This window comes from Geodermatophilus sp. CPCC 205761, from assembly GCF_051383655.1.
Classification (GTDB): domain Bacteria; phylum Actinomycetota; class Actinomycetes; order Mycobacteriales; family Geodermatophilaceae; genus Geodermatophilus.
In genome coordinates, this window is sequence record NZ_JALPKQ010000017.1 from 94,649 (window position 1) to 109,879 (window position 15,231).

Below are 15,231 nucleotides of genomic sequence, written 5' to 3' on the forward strand. Positions count from 1 at the left end.
GTGCCCATGTCCCACACCGTGCGAGAGCTGCTCGCCTCCGCGCGGCCGACGTGGTCGTTCGAGTTCTTCCCGCCCAAGAGCGCCGACGGCGCCGCGCACCTGTGGACGGCGCTGCGTGAGCTGGAGCGGCTGCACCCGTCGTTCGTGTCGGTCACCTACGGCGCCGGCGGCTCGACCCGCGAGGGCACGGTCTCGGTGACCGAGCGGATCGCCACCGAGACGACGATGACGCCGTTGGCCCACCTGACCGCCGTCGACCACAGCGTCGCCGAGCTGCGGCACGTGGTCAGCCGGCTGGCCGCCGCCGGTGTGCGCAACCTGCTGGCGCTGCGCGGCGACCCGCCCGGCGCCGATCCGCAGGCGGAGTGGGTGGCCCACCCGCAGGGGCTCCGCTACGCCGCGGAGCTGGTGGAGCTGATCCGGACGATGGGCGACTTCTGCGTCGGCGTGGCGGCGTTCCCGGAGCGGCACCCGCGGTCGCCGGACTTCGAGACCGACGTCGAGATGTTCGTGCGCAAGTGCCGGTCGGGCGCCGACTTCGCGATCACCCAGATGTTCTTCCGGCCCGAGGACTACCTGCGCATGCGCGACCGGGTGGTGGCCCGGGGCTGCGACGTCCCGATCATCGCGGGCGTCATGCCGGTGACCAACGCCAAGCAGATCGTCCGCATCGTCCAGCTGTCGGGGCAGGCGTTCCCGTCCGACCTCGCCGCCCGGTTCGCCGAGCTCGACGGGGACCGGCCCGAGGACAAGGCCGCCGTCCGGGCCCTCGGCGTCGAGGTGGCCACGCAGCTGTGCCGGACCCTGCTGGACGAGGGTGTGCCCGGCATCCACTTCATCACCATGAACCGCTCGACGGCGACCCGTGAGGTCTACGCCAACCTGGCCGCGGTCGGCGTCACCCACTGACGGCGACCGGGCCCAGCGCCGCGGCGGCGTCCGCGGCCCGGCGCAGGGCCTCCCGCTCGGCCGCGTAGCCGCCGAGCACCCCGACCACGGGGACGTTGGACAGGAACCGGTGGTGCAGCTTGCCCTTGGGGCGGGCGTCGAGGGTGTCGTCGATCCGGCCGAGCAGCCGGGCCACCCGCCACAGTGTGCGGACGTTGCCCCACAGCCCGGCGCGGTCACTGCGGGCGCCGAAGGCCTCGTCGGCGTAGCTGCCCCGGGAGCGCTGCAGGAGGGGCTCGACCCGCGCGGCGGGCAGGTCCCGGTCGAGCAGCACGCGGGCCAGGAGCGCGACCCGCTCGGCCGGCGCCTCGATCCCGTGCTCACTGGCCACCCCGCCGACGACGAGGGCCTGCACCGCCGCGCCGACGGTGTTCTGCAGCGGCAACAGGTCCGCGAGCTTGCCGGCGAACCGCGGCGCGGCGCTGATCCCGGCGGCGACCTGGGGCAGCTGAAGGGCCCACCACTGGTCCCGCTGGGCCTGCGGCAGGGTCGCCGGCCGGCCCAGCCGGCGAACCAGCGGGGCGGTCAGCCGGTCGACCCGGCGGAGGACGTCGACCACGACCGCGTCACTGATGGGTGCCATGGAAGGGCTCTACCCGCCCGACCGCCCCCCGCACGCACCTGCCTCGTGGCGGAGGACCTGCACGCCCCCGCGCTGATCGACCACGAGGTCGTGTCGGCTCTCCGCGGGCTCCTGCGCCGGGACGCGCTCGGTGCCGCCCGTGCGGACGACCTGCTCGCGGACTTCGAGACCCTGCCCCTGGAGCGGTGGCCCGCCGGGAACGCGCTCCGGCGTCGCACCCTGTCGCTGAGGGAGACCCTGTCCGCGTACGACGCGGCCTACGTGGCGCTCGCCGAGGCGCTCGACTGCCCCCTGGTCACGCGTGACACCCGGCTGGCCCGGGCCCCTGACCACGCGGCGCGGGTCGAGGTCCTCTGACCTCAGACCCGGTACGGGTCGGGCGGCTCGGCGAGCGGGGCGCGGGTGCGCGTCATGAGGTCGACCAGCTCGGTCATCGCCATCCGGACGCCGGCGATCTCCTCGGCGACGGTGTCGATCCCGCCGTCCCCCCGGAGCGGCGTGGAGGCGGTCTCGATGGTCAGCCCGTCGATCTCGGCCGCGCTGCGCTCCAGGCGCTCGAGGTCGGTGAGGGTGCGCAGCTCGGCGGAGAGCAGCGCCGTCTGGTCCCGGTAGCGGATGAGGGCGTCGGCGCGCCGGCCGAGCTGCCGGGCGGCGTTCTCCAGGGCGGTGAGCTGGCGGTCCCAGTACTCCGCGGCCGGCCCGGCCGGTCGGACGCCGAGGGACACGCGGGCCTGCCGGATGCGCAGCGCCAGGTCGACGATCCGGTCCACCTCGGCCTGCCCGTCGAACGCCGCCCGGCTCTGCGCGAGGAACGGCGACTGCCAGGCCGGCTCGCGGACCGTCTCCGCCCACGCCCGGCCGGCCGCCGCGGCGATCCGGGCCTCGGTGGTGTCCCAGGCGGCGAGCGCGGCCTCGGGCGACAGGGACAGCGGGGCTGCGGGCGGCGCGGCGGGGACCACGGCGGCCTCCTCGCGGCGGTACCGGTGCACCACGACACCGGCCACCGGGACGAGCAGCCCGACCCCGGCGGTGAAGAAGAACAGCAGCAGGGCGATCGCGAGTTGCTGGTTCGGGGGCAGCCGCAGCCACTCCCGGCCGATCCGGTCCAGCCAGTCCAGCCGGACGGCGGCGTCCCGCAGCTGGGTCCAGCTCGGCGGCGGAGCCGGGGCCCACGCCGGCGGACGCGGCGACCGGAGGACCACCAGCTGGCCGGCGGTCAGGTACCGGGTCGGCCACAGCTCCTCGGCCCCGGGGCCACCCGCACTCATGTCCTCGTCCTCCCCGCCGCGGCCGGTCGCCCGTCCGCGCGCACGATCCCGTTCCCTCCAGGGTGCCCGAGTCGGGCACCGGAGCGGGCTCCCACGCCGTCGCGACCTCGGCCGGCACGTACGTTGGCCGCATGGCCGCGCGGGCGCACGGGGCGGTCCGGCGCTGGGCGGTCGTCGGAGCGCTGGTCGGCACCCTCGTCGCGCTGCCCTCGCTGGTGGCCGCGCTGCCCGCCGACGACGCCGACGTCCCCGCGGCCGAGCTGCGGGACGCCGTCCTGGCCAGCGCGGACGTGGGGTTCTCCGGCTTCGCGGTGTCGGCCGGGGGGCTCAGCCTGCCGGTGACCGACCAGCTGACCGGCGTCGCCGACCTGCTCAGCGACCGGACGACGATGCGGGTGTGGTGGCGCGGGCCCACCGAGAACCGGGTCGACGTCCTCACCGCCGCGGGGGAGACCGGCGTGCACCGCGACCCCGGAGGGACCTGGACCTGGGAGTACGAGGGGCTCGCCGCCGTCCGGGGCGGGCCCGGGGCGCTCGCCCTGCCCGCCGCGCCGGACCTGCTGCCCGCGCCGCTCGGCCGGCGGCTGCTGTCGGAGGCCGCCGACGGGGAGCTGTCCCGGATCGGCGCCCGCCGGGTGGCCGGCCGGGAGGCGCTCGGCGTCCGGCTGGTCCCGGCCGAGCCCGCGTCCTCCGTGGCGCGCGTCGACGTGTGGGTGGACCCCGCCACCGGCCTGCCCCTGCAGGTGGAGGTCGTCGCCGCGGGGGCCGCCCGGGCGGCTCTGGACACCCGCTTCCTCGACCTCGACCTCGCCGTCCCGCCGGCCGCGGTGGTGGCGTTCACCCCGCCGCCGGAGGCGTCGGTCGGGACGGCGCCGGACACCGACGACCTCCTGGCCGAGGCCGGCCGGCGCGCGATGCGGGTGCCGCTGCCGGGCGAGCTGGCCGGGCTGCCCCGCCGCCCGCTCGAGGGCGTGCCGCCCGCCGTGGGGGTGTACGGCCGCGGCGTCACCCTGCTCGCGGTCGCCCCGGTGTCGCCGCGGCTGGCCGGCGGCCTGCGCCGCGCGCTGCGCGGGAGCCCGGACGCCGTCGTCGACGAGCTCGGCGCCCGGCTGTCGGCGGGCCCGCTCGGGCTGATGGTGGTCGACCGGCCCCGCGGCGGCGCGTACGTGCTCACCGGGACCGTCACCCTCGACGCGCTGGCCGAGGCCGCCGCCGCGCTGCCCGGGGCCGCCCGGTGATCCGCACCCGCGCGCTGGTCAAGCGGTACGGCCGGCTGCGCGCCGTCGACGGCATCGACCTCGACGTCCGCGCCGGCGACGTCTACGGCTTCCTCGGCGCCAACGGGTCGGGCAAGACGACGACGGTGCGCATGCTGCTCGGGCTGGTGCTGCCCACCAGCGGCGAGGTGGAGCTGCTGGGGGAGCGGATGCCGCGCGCCGGCCGGCGGGTGCTGCCGCGCGTCGGCGCGCTGGTCGAGGGGCCCGCGCACCACGGCCACCTCTCCGGCCGGGCCAATCTCGCCCTGGTCGACGCCGCCGGCCCCGGCGGGCCGCGCCGCACCCGACGGCGGCGGATCGACGAGGTGCTCGAGCAGGTCGGCCTGAGCGGCGTCGGCCGCCGTCCGGTCCGGGCCTACTCCCTCGGCATGCGCCAGCGGCTGGGGCTGGCGGCCGCCCTGCTGCGGCGGCCCGAGCTGCTCGTGCTCGACGAGCCGACCAACGGCCTGGACCCGCAGGGCATCACCGAGGTCCGCGCGCTGCTGCTCGACCTGCACCGCGGCGGGACGACGGTCTTGCTGTCCAGCCACCTGCTCGCCGAGGTGGAGCAGCTGTGCACGCGGGTCGGGGTGCTCGACCGCGGCCGGCTCGTGCTCCAGGACGACCTGGCCACGCTCACCGCGCCCACCGGCGCGACCCTCGTCACCACGCCGGCGGCCGACCGGGCCCGGGCGGTGCTCGACGGGCGGGTCCTCTCCGTCGACGGCACCCGCGTGGTGGTCCGCGGGGACGACCCGGCCGAGGTCAACGCGCTGCTCGTCGGCGCGGGCGTGCCGGTGACCGCGCTGGCGCTGCAGCGGCCCTCGCTGGAGGAGGTGGTGCTCGCCGCGGCGGGCGCCAGCCCCGACCGGGTGGAGGGGCCGCGGTGATCGGCGTCGAGCTGCGCAAGCTGTTCGGCCGGCCGCGCACGTGGGTGACGATCGCCGTCCTCAACGCGCTGCCGGTGCTCGTGGCGGTGCTGCTGCAGCTCACCGACCTCGCGCCGCGGCCGGGGGAGGGGCCGCCGTTCCTGTCCGCCGTCCTCACCAACGGGGCGCTGTTCCCGCTCGCCGCCCTGGCCATCGTGCTGCCGCTGTTCCTGCCCGTCGCCGTCGCCGTGGTGGCCGGGGACTCGGTCGCCGGGGAGGCCCAGGCCGGGACGCTGCGCTACCTGCTGGCCCGCCCGGCCGGCCGCACCCGCCTGCTGGTGGCCAAGCTGGTCGCGGTGGTCGCCTTCGTCCTGGTCACCGTGCTCGTCGTGGCCGGGGTCGGCTACCTGGTGGGGACGGCGCTGTTCGACGCCCGGCCGCTCGCGGGGACGTCGGTGTCGGGCACCTCGCTGACCCCGGAGGAGCTCCTCGCGCGCACGCTGCTGGCCATCGGGTACGTGACGGTGTCGATGCTCGGCGTCGCCGCCTTCGGGCTGTTCTTCTCCACGCTCACCGACTCGCCGCTGGCCGCCGCCCTCGGCGCGCTCGCGGTGCTGGTCGCGTCCTCGCTGCTGTTCACCCTCGACGCCGCCTCACCGATCGCGCCGTACCTGCCCACGCGCTACTGGCTGGCCTTCGTCGACCTGTTCCGCGACCCGGTCCTGTGGCGGGACGTCACCCGCGGCCTGGCGCTGCAGGGCGTCTACGTCGGGGTGCTGCTGGCCGCGGCGTGGGCGAACTTCACCACCAAGGACGTCACCAGCTGAGACCTCGCGTCGGGACGGGGTCGGCTCGCGTCAGCCGCCGAGGCGCGCGCAGTCGGCGGGACCCAGCTCGGCGGGCTCCCGGGGGCCGAGCCCGGCGAGCACCATGGCCTGCACCAGGGGGTCGCGCGGCAGGTCGCCGTGGCCCACGCGGGCGCCGGCGCAGACCGACTGCACCGGCAGGTTCAGCGCCCCCTCCAGCCGCGCGGACTCCGGTGGGGTCACCGTCTCGTCCTGCTCGGTCCAGATCGACACCCAGGCCGGGCCGTCGGGGGTCTCGTCGCCGGCGTTGAGGGCGGCGATCAGCGCGCTGCCCGTCGTCATCTGCCGGCAGGCCTCCGGGCAGCGGCCCGGCGCCACGGCGCCGGCCAGGTCGGCGATCGTGGTCCCGTGGTGCGGCGAGCCGAGCGTCACGACGCGGCGGGCGACGTCGGCACCGCCGTCGGCGGCCCAGAGCCGGGCGACCACCCCACCGGCCGAGTAGCCGACGACGTCGACGCTGCCGGCTCCGGTCCGCTCCAGCGCCTCGTCCACGGCGGCGGCCAGGGCGTCGGCCGCGGCCGCGAGGTCGCCGGTGCCGTCGCCGGGGACCGGCACGACCGTCGCGTCCCGCCCCTCGGCGGTCAGCCGGTCGGCGAGGGGATCCAGTGACCGCACCGACCCGCCGTAACCCGGGACCAGCAGGACCGGCCCCGGCCGGTCCTGGGCCATCGGCCCGCCGGCCGTGCCCGGCGACCGGTCGAGCAGCAGCGCCGTGGCGGCGACCAGGACGGCGGCGACGAGCAGGGCCAGCACCCCCACCACCAGCCGGCGGCGGGCGGGTGCGAGGCCGGCGAACACCCCTCCACTGTGCCCGGTGCGTGCCCGGAGGCGGCGGGACTGGTGGACTGCGGGGGTGCGAGGAGCGCCGTGCTGAGCCGGGACGAGTACCTGGCGGCGTGGGCGGACTGGCACGGCGGGACGGATCCGGCCGGGAGCCGGCTGGTCCGCGGCTGGCTGTCGGGCGCCTACGCGCTGGCCCGCCCGCTGGCCGGCCTGCCGCCGATCGCGGCCACCGCGCTCGGGCTGGCCGTGGCCGTCACCGCCGTGGTCCCGGCCTGGGCCGGCGGGCCGTGGTTGGTGCTGGCCGGGGTGCTCGTGGGGGTCTCCGCCGTCCTCGACTCCCTCGACGGAGCCCTCGCGATCGCCACCGGCCGGGCCTCGCGCCGCGGATTCGTGCTGGACTCCGCGGTGGACCGGCTCAGCGAGGCCGCGTTCGCCGCCGCACTGTGGGTCGCCGGCGCGCCGGGCTGGCTGGCCGCGGCCTACGGGGCGCTGTGCTGGCTGCCCGATTACCTGCGCGCCCGCGCCGGCCAGGCGGGGGTCGCCGAGACCGGCGCGGTCTCGGTGTGGGAGCGCCCGACGCGGGTGGCGATGACCGGTCTCACCCTCGGCGGAGCCGGCGTGCTGTCCGGCCTGGACGTCGTCGCGGCGGTGGTGACCTGCGGCACCGCCGCGGGCTGCCTGCTCGGCGTCGCCGGCGTCGCACAGCTCGGGACGGCGCTGCGGAGGGCGCTGGCCGACTGACTCCGCTGGGCGTCCGGGCGGCTGGCCTCCTAGGGTGTGCGGTGCCAGCCACCCGCCGTTCACCTGGGCCCGACCCCGCGCCGGACGTCCCACCCGTCGCCACACCGAGGGAGCGCCCCGTGCCCGTCGTCGTCACCGGATCGATCGCCACCGACCACCTCATGACCTTCCCCGGGAAGTTCACCGAGCAGTTCGTCGAGGGCCAGCTGGAGAACGTCTCGCTGTCCTTCCTGGTGGACGACCTGGTCCAGCACCGCGGAGGCGCGGGCGCGAACATGGCCTACGGGCTGGGACTGCTCGGGCTGGGGCCGGTGCTCGTCGGCGCCGTCGGCAGCGACTTCGCCGACTACCAGGCCTGGCTGAACCGGCACGGGGTGGACACCGGCAGCGTGCACTGGTCGGAGCTCAAGCACACCGCCCGGTTCGTCTGCACCACCGACGCGGTGAACAACCAGATCGCCTCGTTCTACTCGGGCGCGATGAGCGAGGCGTCCGCGATCGAGCTCGCGCCGGTCGCCCGGCGGGTGGGCGACCCGGACATCGTCGTCATCGGCCCCAACGACCCGACGGCGATGGTCCGGCACACCCAGGAGTGCCGGACCCGCGGGTACCGCTTCGCCGCCGACCCGAGCCAGCAGCTGGCCTGGGCCGACGGCGAGATGATCCGCGAGCTCGTGGACGGCGCCGACGTGCTGTTCACCAACGAGTACGAGGCGGCGCTGCTGCTGCAGAAGACCGAGTGGACCGCCGACGAGGTGCTGCACCGGGTCGGCGTGTGGGTCACCACCCGGGCGGCGGACGGCGTGCTGGTCCGGCAGGCCGACGCCGAGCCGATCTCGGTGATCGCCGTGCCGGAGACCAAGCCGGTGGAGCCGACCGGCGGCGGTGACGCCCTGCGCGCCGGGTTCATCGCCGGCCGGATGTGGGGGCTGGGTCTGGAGCGGGCCACCCAGCTGGGCTCGGCGGTGGCCACCGAGGCGGTCGAGGTGATCGGCACCCAGGAGTACACGCTGCTCAAGCAGCCGTTCCTCGAGCGGTTCGCCGCCGCGTTCGGCACCGACGCCGCCGACGAGGTCGCCCCCCACCTGCCCGGGTGAGCGTCAGTCGTCGCGCAGGTGCTCGCCGATGGAGGGGTCCTCCGACCAGCGGCGGTAGGAGATCCGCCGGATCTCCCTGACCTCGCCGATCGTCGACCACTCGTTGCCGCCCAGGCGGGCCAGCGGCTGCAGCTGCTCGATCCGCGGCCGGCCGTCCCGCACCGCGCTCTCCCACACCGTGATCAGCTGCACTCGGCCGAAGACGACGGTGCTGTCGCCCAGCCGCAGGGTCGAGTGCAGCGTGCACTCGACCGCGACCGGAGACTCCGCGACGTGGGGGACGGTGACCCGCCGGCTGTCCTCGAGCCGGACGCCGCACTGCTCGGCCTCGCTCACGCCGTGCGGGAAGTCGGTGCCCGTGGCGTTGACCTGCTCGAACAGCGGTTCGGGGGTGAGGCTGACGGTGAACTCGCCAGTCGTCTCGACGTTGCGCAGCGAGTCCTTGCGGCCGACCGAGGTGAACTGCACGACCGGCGGGTCGACGCAGGCGACGGTGTAGAACGAGTGCGGCGCCAGGTTGAGCACACCGTCCGCCGACCGGCTGCAGACCCAGGCGATGGGGCGCGGCACCACCACCGAGTTGAGCACGCGGTAGAAGGCGTTGCCGTCCATGGCGGCCGGGTCGAACTCCACGCGCGCGTCCGGGCTGGTCACCCCGCCATCGTCTCCCGCGCCGGCGGGCGCCGACCGACCGGGCGGCCGCGCCAGGACAGCGTGCCCCGGCGGCGGCCGGCGACCGAGCCGGCCAGCAGCACGTCGAACAGCAGCACCGACAGCGGGTGCGCCAGCGAGTCCGGCCACACCCGGCTGCCGGTGGCGGCGGCCGACACCGCCCGCGAGGCGACCCCCGCCGCGTAGCCGGCCAGCCCGGCGCGGGACCCGCGGAGCGCCGCCACGGGCGGCAGCACCCACACGGCGGTCAGCCCGGCCGCCACGGCGACCGTCGCGGCCGGCGAGCCGCCGACCGAGCCCCACAGCGACTTGGTGTAGCCCGCCCGCAGCGCCGGCCAGCCCTCGTACATGCGGCAGGCGGCCAGCCGCGAGCCGTCGACCGGCACCGCCCGGCCGCCGGCCCGCTTCACCGCCCGCGCCAGCGCGACGTCCTCGATCACCTCGCCGCGCACCGCCGCGTGCCCGCCGGCGGCCGCGTACGCCGCCCGCGTCACGACCAGGAACTGCCCGTTGGCCGCGGTCAGCGACGGCCGCGGCGACCGCTCGGCCACGCGCACCGGCAGCGTGGTGACCCACAGCCACGGCCCGAGCGGCTGCACCAGCCGCTCGGCCGGTGTGCCGGTCAGCGGCCGCGGCCACGGGGACACCAGGTCCAGCCGGTGCGCCTCGAGCACGGCGACCGCGCCGGCGACCGCGTCGGGGAACAGCCGCACGTCGGCGTCGACGAAGACCAGCACGCCGTCGTCGGCCCCGCCGGCCGCACCCCGCGCGCAGGCGTGCGGCTTGCCGAGCCAGCCCGGCGGCGGGTCGCCGGCGGCCACGAGCCGCACCCGGGGATCGTCCACCGCCCGCACCGCCGCGGCCGTGCCGTCGGTCGAGCCGTCGTCGACCACCACCACGCTCAGGTCGGGCACCCCCTGCTGGGCCAGGACCGCGGTCAGGCAGCCGCTGACCTGCGCCTCCTCGTCGCGCACCGGGACGACCACGGTGACCGGACGGCGCACCGGCGGCGGCCGGTCCGGCGGTCGCCGCAGCAGGGCCGCGTTGACCGCCGCGTGCACCGCCCCGGCGACCGCCGTCGCGGCGAGGCCGCGCACCAGGCCGGCGCCGCCGGCACCGCTGGGGGACCGTCCGCGCCCGGTCACCGCGCCCGCCGTGCCTGGACCACCAGCGCCACCACCACCGGGACGGCGAGGACGACCCCCCAGGCCGCGGACCCGGGCAGATCCAGCCAGCCGGCGTGGGCGAGCGCGCCACCGAGGGTCATCCACGCCAGCGCGAGCAGCGGAGCGCCGTCGCCGGCGCGCGCCGGACCGGCGGCGGTGCGCTCCACGAGGAGGTCCAGGAGCGTCATGAGCACCACCCCGGCCAGCAGCCAGCCGGCCAGGTTGGTCAGCGGCACGGTGTCGATGCCGGGCAGCGACGGCCGCGGGTGCGCCCACGTCCAGAACCCGGCCTGCACCATCTGCGGGTCCAGCACGACGTCCCAGGCGGCGAAGACGGCGGCGGCGACGCCGACCCGGGCCGGCCGCCGCCACCCCGCGCGCACGTCCCGGGTCAGCCGGGCGGCCAGCAGCCAGCTGGGCCAGGCCATCATCAGCCAGGCGAGCGGCACGAGGAACGGCACGCCCAGCAGCGTCGGGCCGAGGTCGTCGCTGTAGGTGTAGGAGCCGTACGGGACGCCGGTCGCCAGGCCGACCGCCTCGAACACCACCGCCGTGGCGGCCGTGGTCACCAGCACGCCGGCGCCGGTGCGCGCGCCCCGGCTGACCGCGGCGTGTCCGACCGACAGCGCCGACCCGAGCAGCACGATCGCCCAGCTCACCGCGGTGCGGGCGGTGCCGTCGGTGAGCGGGTAGCCGATCGCGGTGACGACGAGCAGCACCGCCGGCACCCAGGGCAGCAGCGCGGCACGGCTGCCCGTGCGGAGCGCCGGCCCGCCGGTCACGCGCGGGCCCCGAGCCGGCGGGCGACCCGACCGGCCGCGGCGCGGGCACGGGCGGGCAGGCCCCGGTCGGTCAGCACGACGCGGGCGGCGGTCCGGCCGGAGTTGCCCGACACCCCGCCGCCGGGGTGGGTGGAGGCGCCGGCGAGGTAGAGCCCCGGCAGCCCGGGCACCCGGTACCCGGACAGCGCCGGGGTGGGCCGCAGGACGAACATGCTGGCCAGCCCCATCTCCACGTGCATGACGTTGCCACGCGGCAGGGACAGTTCCCGTTCCAGCGACAGTGGCGTCTGGACGTACAGCCGCTGTACCGAGTCGGCGAGGCCGGGGGCGAACCGGTCGACGGCCCCGATCAGCCGGGCGGCCTCCGCCTCCGCGAGGGCGTCCCAGTCGGTGCCGTCGGCCAGCGCGTACGGGTACCACTGCCCCCAGACGGTGACCACGTGCTGCCCCGGCGGGGCGAGGGTGTCGTCGCTCGCGGAGAAGCACATCGCCAGGGGCACCGGCTCGCGCGGCAGCCGGCCGGCCAGCCAGTCGCCGTGCGCCGCGGCGAGCTGGGCGCGGTCGGTGCACAGCAGCTGCAGGCCGCCCAGCGCCTGCTCGGCCGGGACGCCGGGATAGGCCGGCGGGGCGTCGGTCAGCGCCCGGACGACGAGGCCGAAGCCGTTGCCCAGCGGCGGGGCGGCCCGCGCGAGGGCGGGTGGGGCGTGCGCGCCGGCCAGGTCGCGGGTGGCCAGCACGTGGCAGGCGGCGACCACGACCGGGGCGGCCACCCGCCGTCCCGACGTCGTCCGCACCCCGGTGACCCGGCCGCCCTCGACCAGCAGCGCGGCGGCGCCGTCGCCGAGCACCACCCGCCCGCCGTCGGCCTCCAGCCGGCGGCGCAGCGCCTGCGTGAGCCCGCCGGAGCCGCCGACCGGGTGACCGGGTGGGACGTCGTGCAGCAGGGTCGCCCAGGCGACCATCGCGGCCGTGCCGGGCTCGGACATCGGTGGGCCCGACTGCGCGCCGAACCAGGCCAGCGCCGCCTTGAGCCGCTCGCTGGTGAACCAGCGGTCGAGCAGGGCGTCGCCGGACCCGAGGAAGTCGACGGCGAGATCGCCGCCGGGGGTGCGCGGCCGGCCCCCGGCCGGGGCGCCCAGCGGCCAGAACGAGCGGAGCAGGCCGGCCGCGTCGGGGCGCCGGCCGAAGGAGGCGGCCACCGCCCGGCTGCGCGGCGCCCACACGTCGACGAAGCGGCGGTAGGCGGCGGCGTCGGCCGGTCCGCAGGCCGCCTCGATCGACGCGCAGGTGGCGTCGAGGTCGACGGAGAAGACCAGCGGCCGCCCGTCCGGACCGGGGTCGCCCGGCGCGGGGGCGGGAGCGAAGCCCCACGGGTCGCAGTCGACGTAGCGCAGGCCGTGCGCGGCGAGCTCCAGCTCCTCGGGGATGCCGCTCTGCCGGATGATGACGTGCGCGCTGGAGCCGCGGTCGACGCGCACGCCGGGCCACCGCTCGACGGTGGACACCGCCCCGCCGAGCACCTCGTCGCGCTCGACCACCTCCACGCGCAGTCCCGCCCGCGCCAGGTAGCAGGCCGCGACCAGCCCGTTGTGCCCGGCGCCGACGACGACGGCGTCGACGGAGGTGTCGGCGCCGGTCACGCGCGGTCGGAGCGCGGGGGCGGCGGCCGCAGCGGGAGGCGGGCGCCGAGGATCGCGAACGGCCGGGAGTCGCCGGGGAAGTGGTAGTTGCGGGCGAGGTCGACGAAGCCGTCGGCGTGGTACAGCCGGAAGGCCTTGGTGTCGTTGTCCGGGGTGGACAGCAGGGCCGCCGGGTGGGACAGGCCCTCGAGCAGGGCGTGCAGCAGCTGCCGGCCCAGCCCGCGGCTCTGGTGGTCGGGGTGCACGTGCAGCTCGCACACCTCGAAGCCGCCGGGCAGCCAGCGCTTCGCCGTCCGCCGGTCCAGGGCGGCGCGCACCTGGTCGTGCCACCACTGGCCGGGCGCGACGAGGTAGCCGTAGCCGAAGCCGACCAGGGTCTCGCCCTCGGGGGACTCGACGAACGCGCCCACGGCGCGGAACCCGGAGCGCTCGGTGTGCTGGATGGCGTAGCCGTACCGGCCGGCGACGACCGACGGCGCGTAGCCCATGGCCGCGCCGTAGATGGCGAGCGCCTCGTGCATGTGGTCACGCAGCCACCGGGTGGGCAGCTCGGTGACGCGGGCAGCCGGCGTCGTGCCGGTCACGGAGCCGCCTCGGCGAGCGTGGTCGGGCCGGTGCCCACCTCGGCCGCGGTGCCGTCGGTCAGGCGCAGCAGCTCGTCGTAGGTGGTCGGGAAGACCGCGTTCGGGTGCCCGGCGGCGGCCCACACCTGCTCGTACCTGGCCAGCTCCACGTCGACGAGCGTGCCGATCGGCTCGGGGTGCCCGATCGGCGCGACGCCGCCGATCGGCTGGCCGGTGTGCCGGCGGACGAAGTCGGGGGAGGCGGGGGCCAGACCCGGGACGCCGAGCAGCGCGGCGACCTTCCCGACGTCGACCCGGTGGGCGCCGCTGGTGAGCACCAGCAGGGGCGCGCCGCCGACGTCGAACACCAGGCTGTTGGCGATCGCCCCGACCGGGACCCCGAGCCCGGCGGCGGCCGCCGCGGCGGTGCGGGCACCCTCGGGGAGCTCGCGCACGTCCCCGGCCGCGCCGGCCTGGGCCAGGAGGTGGGCGATGGCCGCCACCCGCGGGTGCTCGGGTCGGCTCATGGGTCGAATCCTGCCATCGCCCCCCGGCCTCCGCTGGGGTCCCCGACGCGCCCGCCGCCACACCCTGCGCGCCCCGCTTGACGTCGTCAGCAGGGTCGGGTCTACTCGACGTGTTCGAACACGCGTTCGAACACACGTGCCGGCCTCCCACCGCACCCGGGTCCTTCCCCACCCGGTGCGGTGGGCCGGGGCCGGCCGGGCGGCGCGGAGCGGTGGGGAGTCTGTCATGAGCCGGGTGCTGGGTGGGGTCGGCGGTCGGGTCGGTGAGGAGGTCCAGGTCGAGCGCGGGGCGCTCGGTCCGGCACAGTTCTGGCGCGGGCAGTCGCGGTACGTCGTGGGCGAGCTGCTCGACTCGTGGGTGGAGACCGCGCCGTGGTGGCAGCGGGAACCCGAGGCCGCCGGGGGCGCCTCGGCCGAGCTGGTCGCCACCCGCGAGGTGTGGCGGGTCGAGGCGGTGCGGGCCGGCCGGTCACGGATGAGCTTCGCCGGTGTCTTCGACCTCAGCTGGGAGTCCACGGTCAACCGCTGGTCGCTCGTGCGGGTGCACGACTGATGGGCGCCGTCCGCGTCATGGCCGACCAGCTGCCCCTGCCCCCGCCGCTGCCCCCGGCGGCCACCCAGCTGCTCGACCAGGCCTCCCGGGCGCTGGCCGAGGCGGCGGCGAGCACCGATGCGCGGCAGCGCTACGCCACCGCCCACCTGGGCGCGCTGCGGGCTGCCGCGGCGGTGCTGGCCGCCCGCACCCGCCCGGAGTCCGGTCGCCGGCGGCCGCGCAGCGCCTGGGTGCTGCTCGGCCAGGTGGCGCCGGAACTGGAGGAGTGGGCCACCTTCTTCGCCGCCGGTGCCGCCAAGCGGGCCGCCGCGGAGGCCGGGCTCTCCCGGGCGGTCACCGAGCGGGAGGCCGACGACCTGGTCCGCGACGTCGGCGCCTTCCTCTCCGTGGTCGAGACCATCCTGGGCAGCACCCCGGCGTCCGAGTCCCCCCGGCGGGCGCGGCCGCGGGTGGTCGGCGGCTCCGAGCACCGGAACGGGAAGTGAGCGAGCTCGCGAGCTCACCAAGGGACACAGCACTGCCAGGAACGCGGCCGACGAGCGCCAGCGAGTCGGACTCGTGACTGTCGACCCCTTCGTCCACCTCCACGTCGCCTCGGGCTACTCCATGCAGTACGGGGCCAACCACCCGGCCGACCTGGTCACCCGGGCGGCCGAGCACGGCATGCGGGCGCTGGCGCTGACCGACCGCGACGGGCTCTACGGCGCGGTGAAGTTCGCCCTCGCCTGCCGGGCGGCTGACCTGCGCCCGATCTTCGGGGTGGAACTGGCGGTGGTCCCCACGGTGGACAGCACGGTGCCGCCGGCCCTCGCCCCGGTCCTCGGTGGTGGGCACTCGGCGGAGCTGAGCCGGGCCCGGCGGCCGGACGCGCCGGCCGGGCGGGCCGGGCGGGCCGGGTCCGGCCGCCGGGTGCCGGC

Annotated in this window: 19 protein-coding genes; 10 read left to right on the top strand and 9 right to left on the bottom strand. The window is 77.3% G+C overall.

Translation table 11 applies throughout. The features are described from left to right. The first annotated feature begins 6 nt into the window (after window positions 1–6). Window positions 7–909 carry a methylenetetrahydrofolate reductase [NAD(P)H] gene (metF, locus tag MY526_RS12810; RefSeq protein WP_436693400.1) on the top strand — a complete coding sequence of 301 codons (903 nt, stop codon included), beginning with the start codon at window positions 7–9 and terminating at the stop codon, window positions 907–909. Here metF and MY526_RS12815 read toward each other — a convergent pair. Then, entirely contained in the window at window positions 899–1,531 is a 633-nt protein-coding gene (locus MY526_RS12815) for a hypothetical protein (protein ID WP_436704021.1), read from the bottom strand. The genes metF and MY526_RS12815 overlap by 11 nt on opposite strands. Window positions 1,532–1,576: 45 nt before the next feature. On the opposite strand from MY526_RS12815, the gene MY526_RS12820 reads away from it, so the two are divergent. Next, window positions 1,577–1,888 carry a type II toxin-antitoxin system VapC family toxin gene (locus tag MY526_RS12820; protein WP_436704022.1) on the top strand — a complete coding sequence of 104 codons (312 nt, stop codon included), beginning with the start codon at window positions 1,577–1,579 and terminating at the stop codon, window positions 1,886–1,888. Between the two features lie 2 nt (window positions 1,889–1,890). On the opposite strand, the gene MY526_RS12825 is transcribed toward MY526_RS12820, so the two are convergent. Next, entirely contained in the window at window positions 1,891–2,799 is a 909-nt protein-coding gene (locus MY526_RS12825) for a hypothetical protein (RefSeq protein ID WP_436704023.1), read from the bottom strand. Between the two features lie 131 nt (window positions 2,800–2,930). Between MY526_RS12825 and MY526_RS12830 the strand changes: the two genes are divergently transcribed. From MY526_RS12830 to MY526_RS12840, 3 genes are read left to right on the top strand one after another with little or no spacing between them, the layout of a single operon-like run. Beyond that, window positions 2,931–4,037: a transcriptional regulator gene (locus MY526_RS12830; RefSeq protein ID WP_436704024.1), complete on the top strand. Its 1,107-nt coding sequence runs from the start codon at window positions 2,931–2,933 to the stop codon at window positions 4,035–4,037. Continuing rightward, a complete protein-coding gene (locus MY526_RS12835) occupies window positions 4,034–4,945 on the top strand; it encodes an ATP-binding cassette domain-containing protein (RefSeq protein ID WP_436704025.1) in 912 nt (303 codons plus the stop codon). The genes MY526_RS12830 and MY526_RS12835 overlap by 4 nt, the downstream gene beginning before the upstream one ends. After that, complete coding sequence (locus MY526_RS12840; protein ID WP_436693412.1) at window positions 4,942–5,751, top strand: ABC transporter permease; 810 nt, start codon at window positions 4,942–4,944, stop codon at window positions 5,749–5,751. The genes MY526_RS12835 and MY526_RS12840 overlap by 4 nt, the downstream gene beginning before the upstream one ends. A gap of 30 nt (window positions 5,752–5,781) precedes the next feature. Here the strand turns inward: MY526_RS12840 and MY526_RS12845 are convergent, their stop codons facing one another. Next, window positions 5,782–6,588: a lipase family alpha/beta hydrolase gene (locus MY526_RS12845; protein WP_436693414.1), complete on the bottom strand. Its 807-nt coding sequence runs from the start codon at window positions 6,586–6,588 to the stop codon at window positions 5,782–5,784. Between the two features lie 69 nt (window positions 6,589–6,657). Between MY526_RS12845 and MY526_RS12850 the strand changes: the two genes are divergently transcribed. Further along, entirely contained in the window at window positions 6,658–7,314 is a 657-nt protein-coding gene (locus tag MY526_RS12850) for a CDP-alcohol phosphatidyltransferase family protein (protein WP_436693416.1), read from the top strand. 119 nt (window positions 7,315–7,433) lie between these two features. Then, a complete protein-coding gene (locus MY526_RS12855; protein ID WP_436704026.1) occupies window positions 7,434–8,411 on the top strand; it encodes a carbohydrate kinase family protein in 978 nt (325 codons plus the stop codon). Between the two features lie 3 nt (window positions 8,412–8,414). Here MY526_RS12855 and MY526_RS12860 read toward each other — a convergent pair whose 3' ends face one another. The 6 genes from MY526_RS12860 to MY526_RS12885 are packed head-to-tail and all read right to left on the bottom strand — an operon-like array spanning window position 8,415 to window position 13,761. Further along, complete coding sequence (locus tag MY526_RS12860; RefSeq protein ID WP_436693420.1) at window positions 8,415–9,065, bottom strand: flavin reductase family protein; 651 nt, start codon at window positions 9,063–9,065, stop codon at window positions 8,415–8,417. After that, window positions 9,062–10,228 carry a glycosyltransferase family 2 protein gene (locus MY526_RS12865; protein ID WP_436704027.1) on the bottom strand — a complete coding sequence of 389 codons (1,167 nt, stop codon included), beginning with the start codon at window positions 10,226–10,228 and terminating at the stop codon, window positions 9,062–9,064. Before MY526_RS12865 ends, MY526_RS12860 begins: the two co-directional genes overlap by 4 nt. After that, the gene (locus tag MY526_RS12870) at window positions 10,225–11,031 is read right to left on the bottom strand and encodes a carotenoid biosynthesis protein (protein ID WP_436704028.1); all 807 of its coding nucleotides are present in this window, start codon (window positions 11,029–11,031) and stop codon (window positions 10,225–10,227) included. Before MY526_RS12870 ends, MY526_RS12865 begins: the two co-directional genes overlap by 4 nt. Beyond that, entirely contained in the window at window positions 11,028–12,671 is a 1,644-nt protein-coding gene (locus MY526_RS12875) for a phytoene desaturase family protein (protein WP_436693426.1), read from the bottom strand. The genes MY526_RS12870 and MY526_RS12875 overlap by 4 nt, the downstream gene beginning before the upstream one ends. Further along, complete coding sequence (locus MY526_RS12880; RefSeq protein WP_436693428.1) at window positions 12,668–13,255, bottom strand: GNAT family N-acetyltransferase; 588 nt, start codon at window positions 13,253–13,255, stop codon at window positions 12,668–12,670. The genes MY526_RS12875 and MY526_RS12880 overlap by 4 nt, the downstream gene beginning before the upstream one ends. Then, window positions 13,252–13,761 (bottom strand): YbaK/EbsC family protein, encoded by a 510-nt coding sequence (locus tag MY526_RS12885; RefSeq protein ID WP_436693430.1) that lies wholly within the window; start codon window positions 13,759–13,761, stop codon window positions 13,252–13,254. Before MY526_RS12885 ends, MY526_RS12880 begins: the two co-directional genes overlap by 4 nt. A 226-nt stretch (window positions 13,762–13,987) precedes the next feature. Between MY526_RS12885 and MY526_RS12890 the strand changes: the two genes are divergently transcribed. From MY526_RS12890 to MY526_RS12900, 3 genes are all read left to right on the top strand, one after another. Next, on the top strand, window positions 13,988–14,314 hold the full coding sequence (locus tag MY526_RS12890) for a DUF6504 family protein (protein ID WP_436693432.1): 327 nt from the start codon (window positions 13,988–13,990) through the stop codon (window positions 14,312–14,314). Next, window positions 14,314–14,799: an SAV_6107 family HEPN domain-containing protein gene (locus MY526_RS12895; protein ID WP_436693434.1), complete on the top strand. Its 486-nt coding sequence runs from the start codon at window positions 14,314–14,316 to the stop codon at window positions 14,797–14,799. The genes MY526_RS12890 and MY526_RS12895 overlap by 1 nt, the downstream gene beginning before the upstream one ends. Window positions 14,800–14,872: 73 nt before the next feature. After that, the coding region (locus MY526_RS12900) for a PHP domain-containing protein (protein ID WP_436704029.1) at window positions 14,873–15,231 on the top strand (359 nt) is incomplete at its 3' end.

What these genes read in the sequence shown, in the direction of transcription:
- MY526_RS12830 (WP_436704024.1), top strand. Translation starts at nt 2,931, where the DNA reads ATGGCCGCGCGGGCGCACGGGGCGGTCCGGCGCTGGGCGGTCGTCGGA.
- metF (WP_436693400.1), top strand. Translation starts at nt 7, where the DNA reads ATGTCCCACACCGTGCGAGAGCTGCTCGCCTCCGCGCGGCCGACGTGG.
- MY526_RS12890 (WP_436693432.1), top strand. Translation starts at nt 13,988, where the DNA reads ATGAGCCGGGTGCTGGGTGGGGTCGGCGGTCGGGTCGGTGAGGAGGTC.
- MY526_RS12825 (WP_436704023.1), bottom strand. Translation starts at nt 2,799, where the DNA reads ATGAGTGCGGGTGGCCCCGGGGCCGAGGAGCTGTGGCCGACCCGGTAC.
- MY526_RS12885 (WP_436693430.1), bottom strand. Translation starts at nt 13,761, where the DNA reads ATGAGCCGACCCGAGCACCCGCGGGTGGCGGCCATCGCCCACCTCCTG.
- MY526_RS12815 (WP_436704021.1), bottom strand. Translation starts at nt 1,531, where the DNA reads ATGGCACCCATCAGTGACGCGGTCGTGGTCGACGTCCTCCGCCGGGTC.
- MY526_RS12895 (WP_436693434.1), top strand. Translation starts at nt 14,314, where the DNA reads ATGGGCGCCGTCCGCGTCATGGCCGACCAGCTGCCCCTGCCCCCGCCG.